General features: G+C 67.7%; 14 protein-coding genes, 1 tRNA gene and 2 rRNA genes. 3 read left to right on the top strand and 14 right to left on the bottom strand.

The annotated features are described in order from the left end of the window. The first annotated feature begins 39 nt into the window (after nucleotides 1–39). Complete coding sequence (locus N8I87_RS29825) at nucleotides 40–882, top strand: Fpg/Nei family DNA glycosylase (RefSeq protein WP_263213358.1); 843 nt, start codon at nucleotides 40–42, stop codon at nucleotides 880–882. A gap of 32 nt (nucleotides 883–914) precedes the next feature. Beyond that, complete coding sequence (locus N8I87_RS29820; RefSeq protein ID WP_263213357.1) at nucleotides 915–1,679, top strand: SDR family NAD(P)-dependent oxidoreductase; 765 nt, start codon at nucleotides 915–917, stop codon at nucleotides 1,677–1,679. On the opposite strand, the gene N8I87_RS29815 is transcribed toward N8I87_RS29820, so the two are convergent. From N8I87_RS29815 to N8I87_RS29770, 10 genes are all read right to left on the bottom strand, one after another. Continuing rightward, nucleotides 1,627–1,914 (bottom strand): hypothetical protein, encoded by a 288-nt coding sequence (locus N8I87_RS29815; RefSeq protein ID WP_263213355.1) that lies wholly within the window; start codon nucleotides 1,912–1,914, stop codon nucleotides 1,627–1,629. The genes N8I87_RS29820 and N8I87_RS29815 overlap by 53 nt on opposite strands. Before the next feature lie 130 nt (nucleotides 1,915–2,044). Continuing rightward, nucleotides 2,045–2,515 (bottom strand): Dps family protein, encoded by a 471-nt coding sequence (locus N8I87_RS29810; protein WP_263213354.1) that lies wholly within the window; start codon nucleotides 2,513–2,515, stop codon nucleotides 2,045–2,047. A gap of 200 nt (nucleotides 2,516–2,715) precedes the next feature. Further along, a complete protein-coding gene (locus N8I87_RS29805) occupies nucleotides 2,716–3,090 on the bottom strand; it encodes a helix-turn-helix domain-containing protein (protein ID WP_053666341.1) in 375 nt (124 codons plus the stop codon). Between the two features lie 109 nt (nucleotides 3,091–3,199). Further along, nucleotides 3,200–3,745, bottom strand: coding sequence for a CinA family protein (locus N8I87_RS29800; RefSeq protein WP_263213353.1), 546 nt, complete (start codon nucleotides 3,743–3,745; stop codon nucleotides 3,200–3,202). After that, nucleotides 3,742–4,521, bottom strand: coding sequence for a CDP-diacylglycerol--glycerol-3-phosphate 3-phosphatidyltransferase (pgsA, locus tag N8I87_RS29795; RefSeq protein ID WP_263213352.1), 780 nt, complete (start codon nucleotides 4,519–4,521; stop codon nucleotides 3,742–3,744). The genes N8I87_RS29800 and pgsA overlap by 4 nt, the downstream gene beginning before the upstream one ends. Continuing rightward, nucleotides 4,518–5,993 carry a 30S ribosomal protein S12 methylthiotransferase RimO gene (gene rimO, locus N8I87_RS29790; protein ID WP_263213350.1) on the bottom strand — a complete coding sequence of 492 codons (1,476 nt, stop codon included), beginning with the start codon at nucleotides 5,991–5,993 and terminating at the stop codon, nucleotides 4,518–4,520. Before rimO ends, pgsA begins: the two co-directional genes overlap by 4 nt. A 92-nt stretch (nucleotides 5,994–6,085) precedes the next feature. After that, on the bottom strand, nucleotides 6,086–6,925 hold the full coding sequence (locus N8I87_RS29785; RefSeq protein WP_263213349.1) for a helix-turn-helix domain-containing protein: 840 nt from the start codon (nucleotides 6,923–6,925) through the stop codon (nucleotides 6,086–6,088). Between the two features lie 277 nt (nucleotides 6,926–7,202). Continuing rightward, nucleotides 7,203–9,911 carry a DNA translocase FtsK gene (locus N8I87_RS29780; RefSeq protein WP_263213348.1) on the bottom strand — a complete coding sequence of 903 codons (2,709 nt, stop codon included), beginning with the start codon at nucleotides 9,909–9,911 and terminating at the stop codon, nucleotides 7,203–7,205. Nucleotides 9,912–10,035: 124 nt separating this feature from the next. Continuing rightward, nucleotides 10,036–10,719 carry a response regulator gene (locus N8I87_RS29775; RefSeq protein ID WP_263213347.1) on the bottom strand — a complete coding sequence of 228 codons (684 nt, stop codon included), beginning with the start codon at nucleotides 10,717–10,719 and terminating at the stop codon, nucleotides 10,036–10,038. 274 nt (nucleotides 10,720–10,993) lie between these two features. After that, nucleotides 10,994–16,447: a HAMP domain-containing protein gene (locus tag N8I87_RS29770; protein ID WP_263213346.1), complete on the bottom strand. Its 5,454-nt coding sequence runs from the start codon at nucleotides 16,445–16,447 to the stop codon at nucleotides 10,994–10,996. Between the two features lie 394 nt (nucleotides 16,448–16,841). On the opposite strand from N8I87_RS29770, the gene N8I87_RS29765 reads away from it, so the two are divergent. Continuing rightward, nucleotides 16,842–19,598, top strand: a complete 2,757-nt coding sequence (locus N8I87_RS29765) for a SpoIIE family protein phosphatase (RefSeq protein WP_263213344.1) — start codon at nucleotides 16,842–16,844, stop codon at nucleotides 19,596–19,598. Nucleotides 19,599–19,660: 62 nt separating this feature from the next. Here N8I87_RS29765 and N8I87_RS29760 read toward each other — a convergent pair. The 4 genes from N8I87_RS29760 to N8I87_RS29745 form a co-directional block, all read right to left on the bottom strand. Beyond that, nucleotides 19,661–19,733, bottom strand: a tRNA-Thr gene (locus tag N8I87_RS29760). Nucleotides 19,734–19,818: 85 nt separating this feature from the next. Then, entirely contained in the window at nucleotides 19,819–20,481 is a 663-nt protein-coding gene (locus N8I87_RS29755) for a DegT/DnrJ/EryC1/StrS family aminotransferase (RefSeq protein WP_263216735.1), read from the bottom strand. Between the two features lie 114 nt (nucleotides 20,482–20,595). Continuing rightward, a 5S ribosomal RNA gene (rrf, locus tag N8I87_RS29750) occupies nucleotides 20,596–20,712 on the bottom strand. An 87-nt stretch (nucleotides 20,713–20,799) separates the two neighbouring features. Next, nucleotides 20,800–23,918 (bottom strand): 23S ribosomal RNA (locus tag N8I87_RS29745). Between the last annotated feature and the right edge of the window lie 20 nt (nucleotides 23,919–23,938).

Below are 23,938 nucleotides of genomic sequence, written 5' to 3'. Positions count from 1 at the left end.
GGGGCAACGGCGGGACGACCGGCATGTCACCCTTGAGCCATGCCCGAGGGTGACACGGTCTGGCAGACCGCGAGGCGGTTGCACGACGCGCTCGCGGGCCGGGTGCTGACCCGCAGCGACCTACGGGTGCCCAAGTACGCCACGGTCGACCTCACCGGCCGTACGGTGCTGGAGGTCACCCCGCGCGGCAAGCACCTGCTCACCCGGATCGAGGGCGGCCTGACGCTGCACTCGCACCTCAGGATGGACGGATCCTGGAAGGTCTACGCCAACGCCCAGCGCTGGAGCGGCGGCCCGGCCCACCAGATCCGCGTGATCCTCGGCAACGCGGAGCGGACCGCGGTGGGGTACCGGCTCCCGGTCCTCGACCTCCTGCGCACCACCGACGAGTCCCGTGCCGTGGGGCACCTCGGCCCCGACCTCCTGGGCCCGGACTGGGACCCCGACCAGGTCCTGGCCAATCTCCTCGCGGACCCCACCCGCCCCCTCGGGGAGGCCCTGCTCGACCAGCGCAATCTGGCCGGCATCGGCAACGTGTACAAGAGCGAGCTCTGCTTCCTGCTCGGCGCCACCCCCTGGCTCCCGGTGGGCGCACTGCCCACCGACCGGGCCGCCAAGCTGCCCGCGCTCGCCAGGAAGCTCCTGGAGGCGAACCGCGACCGCCCGGTGCGCAGCACCACGGGCCGACGCGGCCAGGACCTGTTCGTGTACGGCCGCGCACCCCGCCCCTGCCTGCGCTGCCACACCCCGGTCCGCGCGGCCGACCAGGGCGACGGCTCCCGGGAGCGCCCCACCTACTGGTGCCCGGGCTGCCAGCAGGGCCCCGCCCCGGCACCGGGCTCCCCGCAGGCCCGCCGGTTCCGTCCCCGTACCGGCAATTGACGATCCATCAGAAACACTCGTACCGTCGCTTCATGCCCGTCAAGGCGTACGACCTCACCGGACGCACCGCTTTCGTCACCGGCGCCGCCGGGGGCATCGGCCGGGCCTGTGCCGTCCTGCTCGCCGAGGCGGGTGCGACCGTGCACCTGGCCGACCTGGACGCGGACGGACTGCACGGCACGGCCACCCTGATCAAGGACCGGGGCAGCAGCGCCCGGACCCATCTTCTCGACGTCACCGACCGGGTGCGGTTGGCTCAGGCCGTGCGGTCCTGCGAGCGCCTGGACGTGATGGCGGCGATCGCCGGGATCATGCACAGCAGCCCGGTCCTGGAGACCCGGGACGAGGATCTCGACCGGGTGCTGAACGTCAACTTCAAAGGCGTGCTGTACGCCTGCCAGGAGGCGGCCCGGCTGATGCTCGCCCAGGGCACCGCGGGCAGCATCATCACCATGGCCTCGGGCGCCGTCGACACCGGCGGACCGGGGCTGCTCTGCTACGGCGCGGCGAAGGCGGCCGTGGTCCAGTTGACGAAGACCCTCGCGAACGAGGTCGGCCGGCACGGCATACGTGTCAACGCCGTCGCCCCGGGCTGGGTCCGTACGCCCATGACCGAACGTCACGACCGTGAGACACAGGCGCATGTCGAGTCGCGCATGGCCCGGATGTCACCGCTCGGCAGGGTCGGCGAGCCGGACGACATCGCGCATGCCGTGCTCTATCTGGCGTCCGACGCCTCGTCGTTCACGACGGGTCAGATCCTGCGCCCGAACGGGGGTGTGGCGATGCCGTGGTAGCGGTCGTCACGCTCCCCGCCCGCCAGGCCGCCACCCATCGCCCCGAACCCACGGCCCTCACGGCCCGCATCTTGGGCACACAGTGCACCGGCAGCAGGCTCAGCCCCCACCCGCCTGCCACCACGGTTCCCTCCAGCACCCCCGTGTCCGCCCCCGACGCCAGCCGAAGCGCGGCCCACCACCACACCACCCCGAGCCCCAGAGCAGCCCCCCACCGCACTATCCGCCCCACCATGGCCGCCACCTCCAGCCGGACGCCAGATCGCCGCCTCACACTCCTGAGAGGCGCACCAAGGGCTCATCGATGCAACACAGGGCGACAACAGGGCTGGGTGTCCGGGCGGCAGCCGTCGTCAGAGGCACGCTCATGCGTTCTCCGCCTGGAACATCCAGTGATGCTTCTCGAGATCCGCCGTGATCGAGATGAAGATGTCCTGCGACACCGGGTCCGCCTCCCCGGTCGCCTCCATCCGCTCCCGCATCCGTGTGATCACCCGTCCGAGTGCATCCACGAGCGTCCCCACCGCGTCCGTGTCCTTGACCCAGCCTGCGGGTGTCGCCCCGATGCCGCTGCCGGCCGCCACCGTGGAGGCGCGTCCGTCGGGCGGGACTCCCAACGTGGACGCCCGCTCCGCCACCGTGTCGGAGTGGGTCCGGGCGGAGTCGACCACCTCGTCCAACTGGAGGTGGATCGACCGGAAGCGGGGACCGACGATGTTCCAGTGGATCTGCTTCGCGGCCAGCGAGAGGTCCACCAGGTCGACGAGCGCACCCTGCAGCGCCTCGGACACGGTCTTGCGGTCCGCGTCGGACAGCGTGCTCTTCACGACGTACATGCGCATCCTCCGTTGGCTCCGCCCCGCCACATCCCTCCACCATGACGGCTCCACCCCATACCGGCAAATGGACGCAAACCAGACCACCGGAAAGTGTGGCGAACCGCACGAAGGCCCCGGCGGCACTCCCCCGGGTCTCCCCGGAGAAGCCCCGGCCGGGGCCTCACACGTGTTGCGTCACAGAGCCACGCGCGTGAACGTCACGCGGCGACCACGTCCACCGCTTCGGCAGGCGCCTTGATGGTCACCCGCTCCGGTGGCACACCGGTCACCGAGACGGAACCCAGCATCGGGCGAACCGGCGTGGGTACGGGCTCGGTGGCCGCGGCAGACTGGGCCAGCTCGGCGAGGGCGAGCTCGTCGCTCACTTCCCGCATGAGCTCGGACATCCGTACGTCCAGCGCGTCGCAGATGGCGGCGAGCAGTTCGGAGGAAGCCTCCTTCTGCCCCCGCTCCACCTCGGAGAGATAGCCGAGTGAGACTCGGGCGGACGAGGAGACTTCGCGCAGAGTACGGCCCTGGCGTTGGCGCTGCCGACGCAGCACGTCACCAAGCAGGCGACGGAGCAGAATCATCGGTGGCTCCCTCCTCGGACCGCGTAGCCGCATCCTTCACGCCCCACCGTACCGCCTCGCGCCGCGGCCGTGCGGGGAGCGATGTCGTGTTCACTCAGGGCTGCAAACATCAAAACCCCCCGTTCTGTTCCGTATCCTGTGCCCGCTCATTTCCGGTCTGTTCGCCCGCAAGCTCCTTCAGGAGCAGTGCGAGTACGCTCCGTACACTCTCCATACGAATTTCCGCGCGGCCACCGTTCAACCGCAGGGCCTCGACTTTTCCGCCACCGGCGGAACCGGAGTGCGCCCCGAAGGGGCCGTCGACGGCCACGAAGACCGTCCCGACGGGCTTGCCGTCCTGTGGATCGGGACCGGCCACACCGGTCGTCGCAAGGCCCCAGTCGGCCCCCAGCGCCTTCCGTACTCCGGCCGCCATCTGGGCCGCGACCTGCGGATCCACCGCACCTGACTGGGCCAGCAGGGTGGCGTCGACGCCCAGCAGCTCATGCTTCAGCTCGGTGGCGTAGGCGGTGACCGATCCACGGAAGACCTTGGAGGCCCCGGGGACCGTTGTGATCTCCGCGGCGACCAGACCGCCGGTGAGCGACTCCGCGACGGCGAGCGTCTCACCCCTCACCGTGAGTAGTCGCACCAGTTCGGCGGCCGCAGAATTCACGCTTCCGTCTCCTCCGACGCCGCCTCGCGCTCGGCGATTCCCTGCCTGCGCAGCACAATGGCCTGTCTCACATAGTCGACGCCGGTCACCACGGTCAGGACGACCGCCGCGGCCATCACCCACCACCTCAGGGTCGCCAGCCATCCCGTCAGTGCCAGCACGTACATGCCCACGGCCACGCCCTGGGTGAGGGTCTTGAGCTTGCCGCCGCGGCTCGCGGGAATGACGCCGTACCGGATGACCAGGAAGCGCAGCAGCGTGATCCCCAGTTCCCGGCCGAGGATGACCCCCGTCACCCACCACGGCAGATCGCCCAGCGCGGAGAGACAGATCAGCGCCGCTCCCATGATCGCCTTGTCGGCGATGGGGTCGGCGATCTTCCCGAAGTCGGTGACGAGGTTGTAGGTGCGCGCGATATGGCCGTCGAACAGGTCGGTGATCATGGCGATGGCGAAGGCGGCCCAGGCGAGCGAGCGCCACGCCGGGTCATAGCCACCGTCCGCCAGCATGAGCGCCACGAAGCCGGGGACGAGAACCAGCCGGAGCATGGTCAGCAGATTGGCCACGTTCCACAGGCTGGCCTCGTTGACGGCCGCGGCCGCCAGCTTCCCGCCGCGCGCGGGCCTCGCCCCGCCCTGCGGGTCGGAGCCCTTACCGGACGTACCGGAAGCAGAGGCAGAAGCAGAGCCGGGGGCGGCACCGGAAGCGGCGGCGGAGCCCGTGGCGCCCTGCGCGCCCGGGGAACCACCCGCGGCGGATGCCGGTACTCCGGTCATCTGCCCGCCTCCTCACCGCACGCGAACGAGTCCTGCAGGGGCTCGGCCACCAGGTCGACACCCTCCGTACCGACCACCTTCGCCTCGACCATACGACCGACGGACAGACCTTCGCCCCTCGTGAGCAGGACCTGGCCGTCCGTCTCCGGGGCCTGGTGCGCCCCACGGCCGTGGACACCCTCCTCCTCGTCGACGGACTCGACGAGCACGTGCACGGTCTCGCCGAGGCGCTCCTCGGCCCGCTGCGAGACGAGTTCCTCGGCCAGCCGCGAGATATGGGCCAGGCGCTCGGCGACGACGTCCTCGTCGAGCTTGCTGTCGTACGTCGCCGCTTCCGTGCCCTCCTCGTCGGAGTAGCCGAAGACGCCGATGGCGTCCAGGCGCGCATGGTTCAGGAAGCGCTCCAGTTCGGCCAGGTCGGCCTCGCTCTCGCCGGGGAAGCCGACGATGAAGTTCGAGCGCACACCGGCCTGCGGGGCCTTGCCGCGGATGGTGTCCAGGAGCTCCAGGAAGCGGTCGGTGTCCCCGAAGCGGCGCATCGAGCGCAGCACGTCGGGCGCGGAGTGCTGGAAGGACAGGTCGAAGTACGGGGCGATCTTCGGGCTGGAGGTCAGCACGTCGATCAGATCCGGGCGCATCTCGGCCGGCTGGAGGTAGCTGACGCGCACCCGCTCGAGGCCGTCGACCTCGGCGAGCTCGGGCAGCAGGGACTCCAGGAGACGGATGTCGCCCAGGTCCTTGCCGTAGGAGGTGTTGTTCTCGGAGACCAGCATGATCTCCTTGACGCCCTGCTCGGCCAGCCAGCGCGTCTCGTTCAGCACATCGCTCGGGCGGCGGGAGATGAAGGAGCCGCGGAAGGACGGGATGGCGCAGAAGGAGCAGCGCCGGTCGCAGCCGGAGGCGAGCTTCACCGAGGCGACCGGGGCACCGTCCAGCCTGCGACGCAGGGGCGCACGGGGGCCGGACTGCGGGGCAAGGCCCTCGGGGAGGTCCGTGGGGGCGCCGTGACCCGGCAGGGCCACCTCCGTCGCCGAGTCCTGGCGCTCGGCCGGGCTGATCGGCAGCAGCTTGCGCCGGTCGCGCGGGGTGTGGGCCGCGTGGATGCCGCCGCCCAGGATGGTCTGCAGGCGGTCGGAAATGTTCGCGTAGTCGTCGAAGCCGAGCACGCCGTCGGCCTCGGGGAGGGCGTCGGCGAGTTCTTTGCCGTACCGCTCGGCCATGCAGCCCACGGCCACGACGGCCTGGGTTCTGCCGTGCTCCTTGAGGTCGTTGGCCTCCAGGAGGGCGTCGACGGAGTCCTTCTTGGCGGCCTCGACGAAGCCACAGGTGTTGACCACGGCGACATCGGCGTTCGAGGCGTCCTCGACGAGCTGCCAGCCGTCCGCCTCCAAACGGCCTGCGAGCTCCTCCGAGTCCACCTCGTTACGGGCGCAGCCAAGAGTGACGAGTGCGACGGTACGGCGTTCAGGCATGGGCTCAAGACTACTTCGTCCCACTGACAGCCCACGTCGACGGGGTTGGCCGATCTTGGCCAACCCCGTGCGTTCTCGACCGATCGGACCTCTTATCCGACCTCGGGGTCACCCTTCGTGTACGTCAGGCGCTCCACGGCGCCCGGCTGGAAGGCGTCCTCGATCTTCTTGCCGTTGACGTAGAGCTGGATCGCGCCGGCGTCGCCGAGGATGAGGTTGATCTTCGAGCTGTCCTGGAAGGTCTTCGAGTCGCCCTTCTTCAGGAGCCCGTCGAAGAGCATCCGGCCGTTGTGGTCCTTGGCGGAGATCCAGCTGCGCCCGTTGACGGCGCTCACCTGGACCGTGACCTTGTCCTGCGGCGCGGCCGCGATGGCGCTGTCCGACGGCTCGGGCTTGTCGGCGGGCTTGCTCTTCTTCGGTGTGGGCGAGGCGGACTTGTCGGCCGTCGGCGAGGCGCCCTGGGCCACCTGGTCCTTGGCGTTGCTGCCGTCGTCGCCGCCCTTGAACGCGGTGAAGCCGACGAAGCCGATCACGACGACGATCGCGGCGACCATGGCCGCGGTCCAGTTGGGTCCGCGGCGCTCGGGGCGGATACGTTCCGCCTCGAACAGCGGGGCGGCCGGCGTCGGCGCGGGGCGCCCGCCGTGCTCGGCGTCGTACTGCTCGATCAACGGGGCCGGGTCGACGTGCACGGCCCTGGCCAGGGTCCGGATGTGCCCGCGGGCGTAGACGTCTCCGCCACAGGGAACGAAGTTGTCGGCCTCGATGGCATGCACGATGGCGATACGGACGCGAGTGGCACTGCTGACGTCGTCGACGGTGAGCCCGGCCGCGATGCGCGCCTGCTGGAGGGCGCGCCCGACCGAGGTGCGGGCTTCCTCGGACACGTCGTGGAACGGACGCTCGTCTTCAGGGGAGTTGCCGATGGACACGGGGGCGCCTTTCGAGCGTTTTAGCCACCTGTGCTGGAGATTCAGTCTAGGGGGGGTACGAAAGGGTGAGGCAACCGGGCGGTATGACTTTGTACGCCATCGGTATGGCCGGTCATCCCGATGACGGGCCAGGCACGAACCCAGTGTGGAACCCGCGCCTGTCCTCTCGCTCAACTTGACGTACGTTGCAGGGAAACGGTTGCCCGCGGATCACTAACGGGTGGATCACGACCGTGTCTCCACCCGGCTCCTACCGGTCCGGCGGGCGGACATATCCCTACCCTTCAGACTCCCCGCGTATCACAGCGAGGACGCCGTCCAGCTCATCGGGTTTCACCAGAACGTCGCGCGCCTTGGAGCCCTCGCTGGGTCCGACGATGTTCCGGGACTCCATGAGGTCCATCAGCCGCCCGGCTTTGGCGAAGCCGACGCGCAGCTTGCGCTGGAGCATGGACGTCGAGCCGAACTGTGTGGTGACCACCAGTTCGGCCGCCTGGCACAGCAGGTCGAGGTCGTCGCCGATGTCCTCGTCGATCTCCTTCTTCTGCTTGGTGCCCACGGTGACGTCGTCCCGGAAGACCGGTGCCATCTGGTCCTTGCAGTGCTGGACGACGACGGCGACCTCGTCCTCGGTCACGAACGCGCCCTGCATACGGGTCGGTTTGTTGGCGCCCATCGGCAGGAACAGACCGTCGCCCTTGCCGATGAGCTTCTCGGCGCCGGGCTGGTCGAGGATGACGCGGGAGTCGGCCAGGGACGAGGTCGCGAAGGCGAGCCGCGAGGGCACGTTGGCCTTGATCAGGCCGGTGACGACATCGACCGAGGGGCGCTGCGTGGCCAGCACCAGGTGGATGCCGGCCGCGCGCGCGAGCTGGGTGATGCGCACGATCGCGTCCTCGACGTCACGCGGCGCGACCATCATCAGGTCGGCGAGCTCGTCGACGATCACCAGCAGGTACGGGTACGGCTGGAGTTCCCGCTCGCTGCCCTCGGGCAGCTTCACCTTGCCGTTGCGGATCGCCTCGTTGAAGTCGTCGATGTGCCGGAAGCCGAACGCGGCCAGGTCGTCATACCTGAGGTCCATCTCCCGTACGACCCACTGGAGCGCCTCGGCGGCCCGCTTCGGGTTGGTGATGATCGGCGTGATCAGGTGCGGAATGCCCTCGTAGGCGGTCAGTTCGACGCGCTTGGGGTCGACGAGGACCATCCGGACGTCCTCGGGGGTCGCGCGGACCATGACGGACGTGATCAGGCAGTTGATGCACGAGGACTTGCCGGAACCGGTGGCTCCGGCGACCAGGATGTGCGGCATCTTCGCGAGGTTGGCGGTGACATAGCCGCCCTCGACGTCCTTGCCGAGCGCGACGAGCATCGGGTGGTCGTCCTCGGACGCGTCCGCCAGGCGCAGCACATCACCGAGGTTGACCATCTCCCGGTCGGTGTTCGGGATCTCGATGCCGACCGCCGACTTGCCGGGGATCGGACTGATGATCCGCACGTCCGGGCTGGCGACGGCGTACGCGATGTTCTTGGTGAGCGCGGTGATCCGCTCGACCTTCACGGCGGGGCCGAGCGTGACCTCGTACCGGGTGACCGTCGGTCCGCGGGTGAAGCCCGTGACGTCGGCGTCCACCTTGAACTCGGCGAAGACCTGGCGCAGCGAGTCGACGACCACGTCGTTGGCGGCACTGCGCGCCTTGCCGGGTCCGCCGCGGGCGAGGAGGTCGAGCGAGGGCAGGGAGTAGGTGATGTCGCCGGAGAGCTGGAGCTGCTCGGCGCGCGGCGGCAGGTCGCGCGCCTCCTCGGGGGCCGCCTTGGTCAGGTCGGGTACGGCCTGCTCGACCGCGAGCTTCTCCTGCCGGGGCCGCCTGGCCGGGGCCGGGACGGGGGTGGGGGCCGGTGTCGTCTCCTCACGGTCGCCGATGCTCACGCCGTGGGTGAGGTCGGCCACCAGCGGGGAGGGCGGCATGCCGTGCAGCACGGCGCCGTCGAGGTCGGCGGCGGCCGCCGCGGCGATGTCCACGGCGTCCAGCTGCCGGTCCATCGCGGGCTGCGGCACCGCGGAACGCCTGGGGCGGCCGCGGCGCTTGGCCAGGACCTCCTGCTCGGCGCCGTCGGGGTCGTAGTCCTCCGGGGCGCTCCGGCGCCTGCGGGAGCGTGCGGGCAGCGACTCGCGCCACTGTTCCTCGTAGCGCTCGTCGTCGTCGGTGAGGCCGTCCTCCACGGGATCGTGTACGACGCCGAGCCGCACGCCGAGGGCCCGCAGCCGCTGCGGGATGGCGTTGACCGGGGTGGCGGTGACGACGAGCAGCCCGAAGATCGTGAGCAGGACGAGCAGCGGTACGGCGAGGACCTGGCTCATCGTGTAGGTCAGCGGGGTCGCCGCTCCCCAGCCGATGAGACCGCCGGCGTCCCTTATCGCCTGCATGCCGTCACCGCGTGCGGGCGAACCGCAGGCGATGTGGACCTGCCCGAGCACGCCGATGACGAGCGCGGACAAGCCGATCACGATGCGGCCGTTGGCCTCGGGCTTCTCGGGGTGGCGGATGAAGCGCACCGCGATGACCGCGAGCAGTATCGGCACGAGCAGGTCGAGACGCCCGAAGGCGCCGGTCACCAGGATCTCGACGAGGTCGCCGACGGGACCGCGCAGATCGGCCCAGGTGCCGGCGGCGACGATCAGCGCGACGCCGAACAGCAGCAGAGCCACGCCGTCCTTGCGGTGCGCCGGGTCGAGGTTCTTCGCGCCCTGCCCTATGCCGCGGAAGACTGCGCCCACGGCATGCGCGAGCCCGAGCCAGAGGGCGCGCACGAGCCGGTAGATGCCCCCGGTGGGGCTCGGCGCGGGCTTCGGCGGCGGCGACTTCTTCGCCGCGGCCTTCTTGGCGGGGGCCTTCTTCGCGGCGGCCTTCTTCGCCGGTGCCTTCGCGGGAGCGGCCGCCTTCTTGGCTGGCTGCTTCTTCGCTGCGGAGGGACGTGAGGCCATGGAAATGAGATTACCGGTGGAGACGACAGTGGACACGTGTGCTTGGTGCTTCACCCGATCGTGTCGCCCTTGCCGGAACGCGAAACTGACGCGCTCTCATGCGCAACTGCGGGCGAGACGGGCGTCAGTTCTGCGTGGGGACCGAGGGGGCACCGGTGCCCGTGCCCGGTTCCAGGGCGTCGAGTGCGCGACGCAACCCGGTGAGTTTGCGTTCGAGATGGGCCGCGGTGGCCACCGCGGCCGCGTCCGCGGAGTCGTCGTCCAGCTGTTTGGACAGCGCCTCGGCCTGCTCCTCGACGGCAGCGAGCCTCGCGGACAGCTCCGCGAGCAGCCCCGCCGGCTCCTTGCCGGCTCCGACCGTGCCCTTGCCGCCGCCCTCCAACTGGAGCCGCAGCAGCGCCGCCTGCTCCCGCAGCTGGCAGTTCTTCATGTACAGCTCGACGAACACGGACACCTTGGCGCGCAGCACCCAGGGATCGAACGGCTTGGAGATGTAGTCGACCGCGCCCGCCGCGTATCCGCGGAAGGTGTGGTGCGGGCCGTGGTTGATCGCGGTGAGGAAGATGATCGGGATGTCCCGGGTCCGCTCCCGTCGCTTGATGTGCGCGGCGGTCTCGAAACCGTCCATGCCCGGCATCTGGACGTCCAGCAGAATGACCGCGAAGTCGTCCGTGAGCAGTGCCTTGAGCGCTTCCTCCCCGGACGATGCCCGCACCAGCGTCTGATCGAGCGCAGAGAGGATGGCCTCCAGCGCCAGCAGATTCTCCGGCCGGTCATCGACCAGGAGGATCTTGGCCTTCTGCACCATGGCCCGCCCTCCTCGCCCCGGCGGTACACCGGGCGCCGCCCCAGGGGACGACTCCCTATCGCCGCCCGTCCTTGTGCCGGTCATGGTAGCCGCACCCCGACCGTCGCCACACCCTGTCACCGCGATGTCACTGTGCACGTAGCAGAAACGCAGCGGGAGACCAGAAGGTTCCCCGAATCCCGCACTTCTACACGGGTTCGGCCACCCTGAGTCAACAACTCCGCTCGTACACCGAAGGTTCCCACGGCGTTCGCCCCGGGCCCGCGCCCGCCCGTCACTCCTCTCGCATCCACTGCCGCATCACCGTCAGCAGGTGGTCGGGATCGACCGGCTTCGTCACATAATCGGATGCACCCGACTCGATCGCCTTCTCCCGGTCGCCCTTCATGGCCTTGGCGGTCAGCGCGATGATCGGCAGCCCGGCGAACTGCGGCATCCTGCGGATCGCCGTGGTCGTCGCGTACCCGTCCATCTCGGGCATCATGATGTCCATCAGCACGACCGCCACGTCGTCGTGCTGCTCCAGGACCTCGATGCCCTCGCGGCCGTTCTCGGCGTACAGCACGGACAGGCCGTGCTGCTCCAGAACGCTGGTGAGCGCGAACACATTGCGGATGTCGTCGTCGACGATCAGCACCTTCTCACCGCCGAACCGCACCCCGCGGCGCGTCCGGGGCGCCGCGTGCTGCTCGCCGACCGTCCACGCCTCCGTCCGCTCCTCGGCCCCCGGAGCGCCCCGGCGGCGGCGCCGGAAGAGCGCGGCGGCGCCGTTCTGCGTCTCCTGGTACGACTTCACCTCGGCCGGCATCTCGACGTCCGAGCCGGCCAGCTCCAACCGCGCCGCGGAGGCGACCAGGTCGCCCGCCTCCAGCGCGGGCACCGGCTGCTGATAGCCCTGCGGCGGCAGTTCACTCGGGTGCAACGGCAAATACAGCGTGAACGTCGAACCGCGTCCCGGCTCGCTCTGCGCGTGGATCTCACCACCGAGCAGCTGTGCGATCTCCCGCGAGATCGACAGCCCGAGGCCCGTGCCGCCGTACTTGCGACTGGTCGTGCCGTCCGCCTGCTTGAAGGCCTCGAAAATCACCCGCATCTTGCTCGCCGCGATACCGATACCGGTGTCGGTCACGGAGAACGCGATCAGCTCCGCGTCCGGGTCGCTGACCGACCCTGCCTCCAGCAGCTGCTCCCGGATCGCCACCGGCACTCCCGAGCCGGCCGGCCGGATCACCAGTTCCACCGACCCGGAGTCGGTGAACTTCACCGCGTTGGACAGCAGGTTGCGCAGCACCTGCAGGAGGCGCTGTTCGTCGGTGTGCAGCGTGGCCGGCAGCTCCGGCGACACCCGCACGGACAGATCCAGGCCCTTCTCGGCGGTCAGCGGCCGGAAGGTGGCCTCCACGTAGTCGACGAGCTGGACCAGCGCGATACGCGTCGGAGAGACGTCCATCTTGCCCGCCTCGACCTTCGACAGGTCGAGGATGTCGTTGATCAGCTGGAGCAGGTCGGAGCCGGCGCCATGGATCGTTTCGGCGAACTCGACCTGCTTCGGGGAGAGGTTCCCCTCGGCGTTGTCGGCGAGCAGCTTGGCCAGAATCAGCAGTGAGTTGAGCGGCGTACGCAGTTCGTGCGACATGTTGGCGAGGAACTCGCTCTTGTAGCGCATCGACACGGCCAGCTGCTCCGCGCGCTCCTCCAGGACCTGCCGCGCCTCCTCGATCTCGGTGTTCTTCACCTCGATGTCGCGGTTCTGCTGGGCCAGCAGCTCGGCCTTCTCCTCCAGTTCGGCGTTGGACGACTGGAGCGCCTTCTGCCGGTTCTCCAACTCGGCCGACCGCTCCCTCAGTTGCTCGGTCAGCTCCTGGGACTGCCTCAGCAGCACCTCCGTCTTGGTGTTGACGGAGATGGTGTTGACGCTGGTCGCGATCATCTCGGCGATCTGGTTGAGGAAGTCCTTCTGGATCTGCGTGAACGGCGTGAAGGAGGCCAGCTCGATGACGCCGAGCACCTTGCCCTCGAACAGCACCGGCAGCACGATCACCTGTGCGGGCGGCGCCTCGCCGAGCCCGGAGGAGATCTTCAGATAGCCGCTGGGCGCGTTCTCCACCAGGATCGTGCGTTTCTCCTGGGCGGCCGTCCCGATCAGCGCCTCACCCGGCCGGAACGACGTCGGCATGGAGCCCATCGAGTAGCCGTACGAACCGAGCATGCGCAGCTCGTACGCGTCCTCGCCCTCCGCGCCCGGGTCCTTGCCGTCGACCAGCGGCATACCGAGGAAGAACGCGCCGTGCTGCGCGGAGACCACCGGGGTCAGCTCGCTCATGATCAGCGAGGCCACGTCCTCCAGATCGCGACGGCCCTGCATCAGTGCGGAGATGCGGGCGAGGTTGCCCTTGAGCCAGTCCTGCTCCTTGTTGGCGATGGTGGTGTCCCGCAGGTTGGCGATCATCTTGTTGATGTAGTCCTGCAGCTCCTGGATCTCACCGGACGCGTCCACGTCGATCTTCAGGTTCAGGTCGCCGCGGGTCACCGCGGTCGCCACGCGCGCGATGGCACGCACCTGCCGGGTCAGGTTTCCGGCCATCTCGTTCACGGACTCGGTGAGGTCGCGCCAGGTGCCGTCCACGTCACGCACGCGTGCCTGGCCGCCGAGCTGTCCCTCCGTGCCCACCTCGCGGGCGACCCGGGTGACCTCCTCGGCGAAGCTGGACAGCTGATCAACCATGGTGTTGATCGTCGTCTTGAGTTCGAGGATCTCACCACGGGCGTCAATGTCGATCTTCTTCGTCAAGTCACCCTTGGCGATGGCCGTGGTGACCATCGCGATGTTGCGCACCTGACCGGTCAGGTTGGACGCCATCTGGTTCACCGACTCGGTGAGGTCCTTCCAGGTACCCGCCACACCCGGCACATGCGCCTGACCGCCGAGGATGCCGTCCGTGCCCACCTCACGGGCCACCTTGGTGACCTGGTCCGCGAACGAACTCAGCGTCTTGACCATGGTGTTGATGGTGTCGGCGAGCTGGGCCACCTCGCCCCGCGCCTCGATCGTCACCTGCCGCGTCAGATCGCCGTTGGCGACGGCCGCCGAGACCTGGGAGATATTGCGCACCTGCATGGTCAGGTTGTTCGCCATCAGGTTCACGTTGTTGCTGAGGTCCTTCCAGATGCCCGTGACACCCGGCACATGCGCCTGACCGCCCAGGATGCCCTCCGTGCCCACCTCACGGGCCACCCGGGTCACCTGCTCGGCGAAGCTGGACAGCTGATCAACCATGGTGTTGACCGTCGTGACGAGCTCAAGGATCTCGCCCTTCGCGTCAACAGTGATCTTCTTGGACAGGTCGCCCTTGGCGACCGCGGTCGTGACCTCGGCGATGTTGCGGACCTGGATGGTCAGGTTGTTCGCCATGAAGTTCACGGACTGCGTGAGGTCCTTCCAGGTGCCCGCGACCCCCTGCACCTCGGCCTGACCGCCGAGGATGCCCTCGGTGCCCACCTCGCGGGCCACACGCGTGACCTCCTGGGCGAACGACGACAGCTGGTCGACCATCGTGTTCAGGGTGTTCTTGAGCTCCAGGATCTCCCCGCGCGCGTCCACGGTGATCTTCTGGGAGAGGTCACCCCGGGCCACCGCCGTGGCGACCTGGGCGATGTTGCGGACCTGGGCGGTGAGGTTGCCCGCCATGCCGTTCACGGAGTCCGTCAGGTCACGCCACACACCGGCCACACCGGGCACCTGCGCCTGACCGCCGAGCCGGCCGTCCGTGCCCACCTCGCGGGCCACCTTGGTCACCTGGTCGGCGAATGCGGAGAGCTGGTCGACCATCGTGTTGATCGTGTTCTTCAGCTCAAGGATCTCGCCGCGCGCGTCGACATCGATCTTCTGGGACAGATCGCCCCGCGCCACCGCCGTCGTCACCTGGGCGATCTGCCGCACCTGCGAGGTCAGGTTCCCCGCCATGAAGTTGACGGAGTCCGTCAACTCCTTCCATGTGCCCGAGACGCCGTCCACCCGGGCCTGACCGCCCAGCCGGCCCTCCGTGCCCACGTCCCGGGCCATCCGCGTGACCTGGTCGGCGAAGCTCGACAGCTGGTCCACCATCGTGTTCACGGTGTTCTTCAGCTGGAGCATCTCACCGGAGACGTCGACCGTGACCTTCTGCGACAGATCACCGTTGGCCACCGCCGTGGTCACCTGGGCGATATTGCGGACCTGGCCGGTGAGGTTGCGGAATGCAGTGTTGACGGAGTCCGTCAAGTCCTTCCATGTACCGGCCGCGCCCGGCACCTGGGCCTGACCGCCCAGCTCACCCTCGACACCGACCTCCCGGGCCACGCGCGTGACCTCGGCACCGAACGACGACAACTGGTCGACCATGCCGTTGACGGTGTTCTTCAGCTCCAGCATCTCGCCGGCCACGTCGACCGTGACCTTCTGCGACAGATCACCACTGGCCACCGCCGTGGTCACAGCCGCGATGTCCCGCACCTGCGTGGTCAGGTTCCGGAACACCGTGTTGACGGAGTCCGTCAGGTCCTTCCAGGTGCCCGCGGCACCCGGCACATTGGCCTGGCCGCCGAGCCGCCCCTCCGCGCCCACCTCGTTGGCCACGCGCGTGACCTCGTCCGCGAAGATCCGCAGCGTCTCGGTCATCTGGTTGATCGTCTCGGCGAGCTGAGCGACCTCACCGCGTGCCGGGACGGTGACCTTCTGCGACAGGTCACCGCTGGCGACGGCCGTGGTGACCTGGGCGATCCCGCGCACCTGGGCGGTCAGGTTGCCCGCCATCGTGTTGACGGAGTCGGTGAGCTCCTTCCACACACCGGCCACCCCGGGCACCTGCGCCTGACCGCCCAGAATGCCCTCGGTGCCCACCTCGCGCGCGACCCGGGTCACCTCGGAGGAGAAGGAGGACAGCTGCTCCACCATCGTGTTGACGGTGTTCTTGAGCTCCAGCATCTCGCCGGCCACATGGACGGTGACCTTGCGTGACAGATCACCCCGGGCGACCGCGGTGGTCACCAGGGCGATGTCCCGCACCTGCGCGGTCAGCCGGTTCGCCATCGTGTTGACGGACTCCGTCAGGTCCTTCCACGAACCGGACATACCGCGCACCCGGGCCTGTCCGCCCAGCTTGCCCTCGGTGCCGACCTCACTGGCCACACGCGTGACCTCGTCGGTGAAGGTCGACAACTGGTCGACCAGATTGTTGACGGTCCGCCCGACCCTGAGGAACTCGCCGCGCAGCGGATGCCCGGTCCCGTCCGGCGCCTGCGTCCGCAGCTCCATGCGCGGCGACAGATCGCCCTCGGCCACCGCCGTCAGCACCCGGCCGACCTCGGAGACGGGCCGTACGAGGTCGTCCACGAGCGCGTTGGAGGCGTCGATGGCGGCCGCCCAGGAACCCTCACAGGCCGCCGTCTCCAGCCGCTCCGTGAGTTTCCCCTCACGTCCGACCATGCGCCGCACACGCGACAGCTCACCCGTCAAATGAAGGTTGCGGTCGGCGACCTCATTGAAAACCGCGGCGATCTCCGACATCACGCCGTCACCGGACACCGTGAGCCGCTTGCGGAAATTCCCGTCACGCATCGCGACGAGAGCGGCCAGGAGACGGTTCAGGGCAGCCGTGTCCACCGCCGTCGTCCCGTTGCGCTGCTTGCTCAGGGACTGTCCGCCTTTCGCGCGCGTCTTCGTTCCACGCGTCGCTTCGCCAGACTCCACTGTGTCCCTCCCGCAGGGGTCGACCGTTACTGCCGTGCTCGGGCACTTCTGCTCGGTGTACCGGTTACCTCGGCGTACCGGTTACTGCTGCGTATTTCTGCCAGATGTATTCCGGCCACACCAGGGCTGCTGCCCCCCGTACACGGAACACACTCAGACTGGCCGGACCTTCACCAGAAGCTTGCCCAGTGTTTCACCCCTGCTGAACCCGGCCATAACAGTTCGGCAGCTTCGCACATCGTCCGCACACTCTGAGGGCGTAAACACCGACGACCGGCATCCGATCGGGCGGCGAAGGTAAGTAACCTTGCATGCGGCTGTCCAGCCGCACCGGTCCGTCCGGCCTGGGCGGCGGCACGAGAACGAGCGCGCATCGGAGGGGCGGCCGCAGACCATGACCACGGGAGTGATCCCCGGGGGACAGTCCCCGGAGCCGCGGCCGACGGGCACGCAGATGCCGCACCAGCGGCACGAGCAGGTCGGACACGGCGCCCACCACATCGACAACCGGTCGAGGAGTTCTGTGATCACCGCGCGCGCGGCCGCCAACTTCGAGCCCGTCGGACGGTCGGTCGCGACCGCCCGGTCCTTCGTCCGCGACACTCTCCAGGGATGGGGATTCGCCGACATCGTCGACGACGCCGTGGTCCTCACCAGCGAACTGGTGACCAATGCCGTGGTGCACGCGGGCACCCACGCCGACGTTCTGTGCCTGCGCAGCGAGGACGGCGTACGGATCGAAGTGGCCGACCGCTACCCGGAACGCGAGGTCCCGCTGCAGAGCTCGGCCGTCAACATGGGCAGCCCCGACCGCGAGGGCGGCCGGGGCCTCCAGCTCTGCGCCGCCCTGGCCGGCCGCTGGGGCGTGGAGTACACGCCCACCCACAAGAACGTCTGGTTCCAACTCGACCTCCCGGAGCGCCCGCTGGGCACCCGGGCCGCGGGCCCGTCCCTCCCCGCCGACCTCCTCCCGCTCGCCGACGGCCGGGTCCGCGTCGCGGTCGTACAGATCGACCGCAAGGGCTCGGTCACCGCCTGGAACGAGGACGCCGAGGAACTTTTCGGCCATCCTGCCCACCAGGTCACCGGCAGGCCGCTCACCGACCTCGCGGCCTGGCCGCACACCCCGGGCACCGGCACCGGCATCGCGGAGGCGCTCCAACTCTCGCGCTGGGAGGGCAGTTACGGAATCCGGGGCGCGGACGGCCGGGTGACACCGGTGTACGCCTCCCATCTCCGGGTCCGCGACACCGGCGGCGAGCCCTCCACGGTCTGCCTCCTGGTACGGGACCACGAACGCGCGGTCCTGCAGACGCCGTTGCGCGTCCCGGCCTCCGACGCGCCCGCCTCCTCCGACGGACAGAGCACCGACCCCTTCGAGGTGTTCATCGGCTCCCCCGCCCCGGACGACCTCGACGGCCTCCTCCAGCGCACGGTGGAGCGCGCCCGGGACATGCTCGACGGCGACTCCGCGTTCCTCCTGCTGGCCACGGACGACGAAACGGAGCTGGAGGTCCGCGCCTCCACCGGCCTGCCCTCCGCCCGCCAGCGCTTCGCCCGCGTCCCCGTCGAGGCCGGCCCCGGCCGCTACGGCTCCGCCCGGATGCCGGCCGTACACGACGACCTGGCGGCCGTACCAGGCGCCGTACCGCTGCTGAACGGCACGGGCATGCGCTCGGTCGTCACGGTTCCGCTGAAGGTCGAGGGCCGCCTCACCGGCTCCCTCGGCGTCGCGGCCGAGGCCCCCGGCAGATACTCCAACGAGGAGGCGCTGCGCCTCCAGTTCGCCGCCGACCGCATCGCGCTGGCCGTCGAATCGGCCCGCCTGGGCGAGCTCGAGCGCCTGCGCCGCGGCTCGCTCAGCTTCCTCGTCGAGGCCTCCGACCTGCTCGCCGGAACCCTGGACCGCGACCAGACCCTGGCCCTGATGGCCCAGATGACGGTCCCCACCCTCGCCACCTGGTGCGCCGTCTACACCATCGCCGACCAGGCCTCCGAGCCGTATCTGTCGTACGTCCTGCACGAGGACGAGGAACTCATCGACGGCATCAAGTCGTTGCTCTCCAAGATCTCCCCGCCCGACCCGGTGCCCACGCCCGGCGCCCGCGTCTGGACGGCCCCCGGCGAGGCCGCCCACGAAGCCGCCCTGCGCAGCTCGATGCGCAGCCTCGGCCTGACCGGCGGCCCGACCCGCCAGGTCGCCCCGGGCATCGGCCCGACCCTCGCGACGGCCTCCGCGGTCGGCGGCGAGACGGTCGTCCTTCCACTCGTCGCCCGCAACCGCGTCATCGGCATGCTGACGCTCGGCAAACCGACCGACGAACACTTCCGCCAGGAAATCCTGGAACTGGCCGAGGACTTGTCCCGCCGGGCCGCCCTGGCCCTGGACAACGCCCGCCTCTACTCGGAGCGCACGGCCATCAGCCAGTCCCTCCAGCGCAGCCTCCTGCCGCCCGAGACCCCCGCCATCCCGGGCGTCGAGGTCGAGGTCATCTACCGAGCGGCCGGCGAGGGCAACGAGGTCGGCGGCGACTTCTACGACGTCTTCCCGATCCGCGACGGCGCGTACGGCTTCGCCATCGGCGACGTCTGCGGTACGGGCCCGCACGCGGCGGCGGTCACGGGCCTGGCCCGGCACGCGCTCCGTCTGCTCGCCCGCGAGGGCCTGAGCGGCCCGGCCGTCCTGGAGCGCCTGAACTCCGCGATCCTCGACGAGGGCGCCCGCAGCCGCTTCCTGACCCTCCTGTACGGCGAGATGCGAATCCAGCAGGACGGCAGCGCGGAACTGAAGGTCGTCTGCGCCGGCCACCCGCTTCCGCTGCGCCTGCGCCAGGACGGCACGGTGGAGGCCGCGGCCGAACCCCAGCCGCTGCTCGGTGTCATCGAGGACCTGGAACTGTACGAGCAGACAGTCACCCTCGACCCGGGCGATGTCCTGCTCTGCGTCACGGACGGCGTCACGGAGCGCCGCGAGGGCAGCCGCATGCTGGGCGACGACGGCCTCGCCGACGTCCTCACCACCTGTACCGGCCTCACGGCGGGAGCGGTCGCGGCCCGCATCATGCGCGCGGTGGAGCGCTTCGCCTCCGACGCCCCGTCCGACGACATGGCGATCCTGGCGATGCGGGTGCCCGGCCTCCACGTGGAGTAGGACCAGGGCCACACCAGGGCATGAAAAAGGCCCCGCCCATGTGGGCGGGGCCTTTTTGGCTGAGCCCCCAAACGGAATCGAACCGTTGACCTTCTCCTTACCATGGAGACGCTCTGCCGACTGAGCTATAGGGGCCTGTCGCTTTTCGAGGTTTCCCTCGCGGCAACGGAATAGATCATACCCCGAACAGAGCCGTGTTCCCAAACCCGTTCAGTGATCGTCAGAAAGCGGGCTGAAGAAGTCCCCCGAGGGCATTACACGCGGAAACCACCCGCTGCATCTCCCGCTTCGTCAACGACGCGTCCACGGGCAGTGCCAGCGTCTCGTCCGCGGCCCGCTCGGTCTCCGGCAGCGACACGCACCGCCGGTACTCCGGCAGCCGGTGCACGGGCGTCTTGACCGGCACCCGGCACTCAACTCCCTTGGCCCGCACGGCGCGCGCGAAGGCGTCACGGTCCGGACGCCCGTTCCCGGGCACCCGCACGACGTACTGCTGGTACGTGTGTCCGTCACCACCGTCGGGGGTCCATACGCCCCGCAGCTTGCCGTCCAGGAACGCGGCACGCTCCCTGCGCTGCGCGATCTCGTCGTACGGCGCCTCGGACTCCCCCTGCTCCAGCACCAGGAGCCCGTTCCGCTGCCCGACACCGTGCAGCCGCGCGATGTCGGCCAGGCGTCCGAAGCGGTGGACGACAACAACCGCCGCGGAGCGCGGAGTTATGGCCGCCTCGACGGCCGACACATCCAGGCAGTACGTCACCGGATCTATGTCGGCGAACACCGGGAGCGCACCGGACAGCGTCACGGCCTCGGCGACTTCCACGTTCCCGAAGGCCGGGACGACGACCTCGTCACCGACGCCGACGCCGGCTGCCCTGAGCATTGCAGCAGTACCCATGCTGTGGATGTTCCTGTCGGAACGTGAACGTCAAGTTACGCATACCAGAAAAGGGTCGGTCCCCGAACCGAAGTTCGGGGACCGACCCTTTCAAAGTTTGTTCGGCGATGTCCTACTCTCCCACAGGGTCCCCCCTGCAGTACCATCGGCGCTGTGAGGCTTAGCTTCCGGGTTCGGAATGTAACCGGGCGTTTCCCTCACGCTATGACCACCGAAACACTATGAAACTGTGAACGCCGCACCATGCCTGAAAGCATGGGGCTGTTCGTTGCCTCAGAACATACACAGTGGACGCGAGCAACTGAGGACAAGCCCTCGGCCTATTAGTACCGGTCAACTCCACCAGTTACCTGGCTTCCATATCCGGCCTATCAACCCAGTCGTCTACTGGGAGCCTTACCCCATCAAGTGGGTGGGAGTCCTCATCTCGAAGCAGGCTTCCCGCTTAGATGCTTTCAGCGGTTATCCCTCCCGAACGTAGCCAACCAGCCATGCCCTTGGCAGAACAACTGGCACACCAGAGGTTCGTCCGTCCCGGTCCTCTCGTACTAGGGACAGCCCTTCTCAAGACTCCTACGCGCACAGCGGATAGGGACCGAACTGTCTCACGACGTTCTAAACCCAGCTCGCGTACCGCTTTAATGGGCGAACAGCCCAACCCTTGGGACCGACTCCAGCCCCAGGATGCGACGAGCCGACATCGAGGTGCCAAACCATCCCGTCGATATGGACTCTTGGGGAAGATCAGCCTGTTATCCCCGGGGTACCTTTTATCCGTTGAGCGACGGCGCTTCCACAAGCCACCGCCGGATCACTAGTCCCGACTTTCGTCCCTGCTCGACCCGTCGGTCTCACAGTCAAGCTCCCTTGTGCACTTACACTCAACACCTGATTGCCAACCAGGCTGAGGGAACCTTTGGGCGCCTCCGTTACTCTTTAGAGGCAACCGCCCCAGTTAAACTACCCATCAGACACTGTCCCTGATCCGGATCACGGACCCAGGTTAGACATCCAGCACGACCAGACTGGTATTTCAACGACGACTCACCGCGAACTGGCGTCCGCGTTTCAAAGTCTCCCAGCTATCCTACACAAGCCGAACCGAACACCAATATCAAACTGTAGTAAAGGTCCCGGGGTCTTTCCGTCCTGCTGCGCGAAACGAGCATCTTTACTCGTAGTGCAATTTCACCGGGCCTATGGTTGAGACAGTCGAGAAGTCGTTACGCCATTCGTGCAGGTCGGAACTTACCCGACAAGGAATTTCGCTACCTTAGGATGGTTATAGTTACCACCGCCGTTTACTGGCGCTTAAGTTCTCAGCTTCGCCCCACCGAAATGGAGCTAACCGGTCCCCTTAACGTTCCAGCACCGGGCAGGCGTCAGTCCGTATACATCGCCTTACGGCTTCGCACGGACCTGTGTTTTTAGTAAACAGTCGCTTCTCGCTGGTCTCTGCGGCCACCCCCAGCTCACCGAGTAAATCGGATCACCGGAGCTGGCCCCCCTTCTCCCGAAGTTACGGGGGCATTTTGCCGAGTTCCTTAACCATAGTTCACCCGAACGCCTCGGTATTCTCTACCTGACCACCTGAGTCGGTTTAGGGTACGGGCCGCCATGAAACTCGCTAGAGGCTTTTCTCGACAGCATAGGATCATCCACTTCGCCACAATCGGCTCGGCATCAGGTCTCAGCCGTATGCAAGGCGGATTTGCCTACCTTGCGGCCTACACCCTTACCCCGGGACAACCACCGCCCGGGATGGACTACCTTCCTGCGTCACCCCATCACTCACCTACTAACCGCTTGGTCCGGCGGCTCCACCACTCCCCTCAACTCCGAAGAGATCAGGGCGGCTTCACGGCCTTAGCATCACGATGCTCGATGTTTGACGCTTCACAGCGGGTACCGGAATATCAACCGGTTATCCATCGACTACGCCTGTCGGCCTCGCCTTAGGTCCCGACTTACCCTGGGCAGATCAGCTTGACCCAGGAACCCTTAGTCAATCGGCGCAAACGTTTCTCACGTTTGTATCGCTACTCATGCCTGCATTCTCACTCGTCAACCGTCCACAACTACCTTCCGGTGCTGCTTCACCCGGCAGACGACGCTCCCCTACCCATCACAGCACCCGTTGGGGCTTATGCTGCAATGACACGACTTCGGCGGTACGCTTGAGCCCCGCTACATTGTCGGCGCGGAATCACTAGACCAGTGAGCTATTACGCACTCTTTCAAGGGTGGCTGCTTCTAAGCCAACCTCCTGGTTGTCTGTGCGACTCCACATCCTTTCCCACTTAGCGTACGCTTAGGGGCCTTAGTCGATGCTCTGGGCTGTTTCCCTCTCGACCATGGAGCTTATCCCCCACAGTCTCACTGCCGTGCTCTCACTTACCGGCATTCGGAGTTTGGCTAAGGTCAGTAACCCGGTAGGGCCCATCGCCTATCCAGTGCTCTACCTCCGGCAAGAAACACACGACGCTGCACCTAAATGCATTTCGGGGAGAACCAGCTATCACGGAGTTTGATTGGCCTTTCACCCCTAACCACAGGTCATCCCCCAGGTTTTCAACCCTGGTGGGGTTCGGTCCTCCACGAAGTCTTACCTCCGCTTCAACCTGCCCATGGCTAGATCACTCCGCTTCGGGTCTTGAGCGTGCTACTGAAACGCCCTGTTCGGACTCGCTTTCGCTACGGCTTCCCCACACGGGTTAACCTCGCAACACACCGCAAACTCGCAGGCTCATTCTTCAAAAGGCACGCAGTCACGAGATACAGCAAGCTGCATCCGACGCTCCCACGGCTTGTAGGCACACGGTTTCAGGTACTATTTCACTCCCCTCCCGGGGTACTTTTCACCATTCCCTCACGGTACTATCCGCTATCGGTCACCAGGGAATATTTAGGCTTAGCGGGTGGTCCCGCCAGATTCACACGGGATTTCTCGGGCCCCGTGCTACTTGGGTGTCTCTCAAACGAGCCGCTGACGTTTCAGCTACGGGGGTCTTACCCTCTACGCCGGACCTTTCGCATGTCCTTCGCCTACATCAACGGTTTCTGACTCGTCCTGTCGCCGGCAGACGACAGAAGAGAGATCCCACAACCCCGCATGCGCAACCCCTGCCGGGTCTCACACGCATACGGTTTGGCCTCATCCGGTTTCGCTCGCCACTACTCCCGGAATCACGGTTGTTTTCTCTTCCTGAGGGTACTGAGATGTTTCACTTCCCCTCGTTCCCTCCGCACTGCCTATGTGTTCAGCAGTGGGTGACAGCCCATGACGACTGCCGGGTTTCCCCATTCGGAAACCCCCGGATCAAAGCCTGGTTGACGACTCCCCGGGGACTATCGCGGCCTCCCACGTCCTTCATCGGTTCCTGGTGCCAAGGCATCCACCGTGCGCCCTTAAAAACTTGGCCACAGATGCTCGCGTCCACTG

Origin of the sequence: Streptomyces sp. HUAS 15-9 (assembly GCF_025642155.1) — a bacterium.
Lineage (GTDB): Bacteria > Actinomycetota > Actinomycetes > Streptomycetales > Streptomycetaceae > Streptomyces.
Note: the sequence above shows the minus strand (reverse complement) of the source record. Positions and strands in the feature narration are given on the sequence as shown.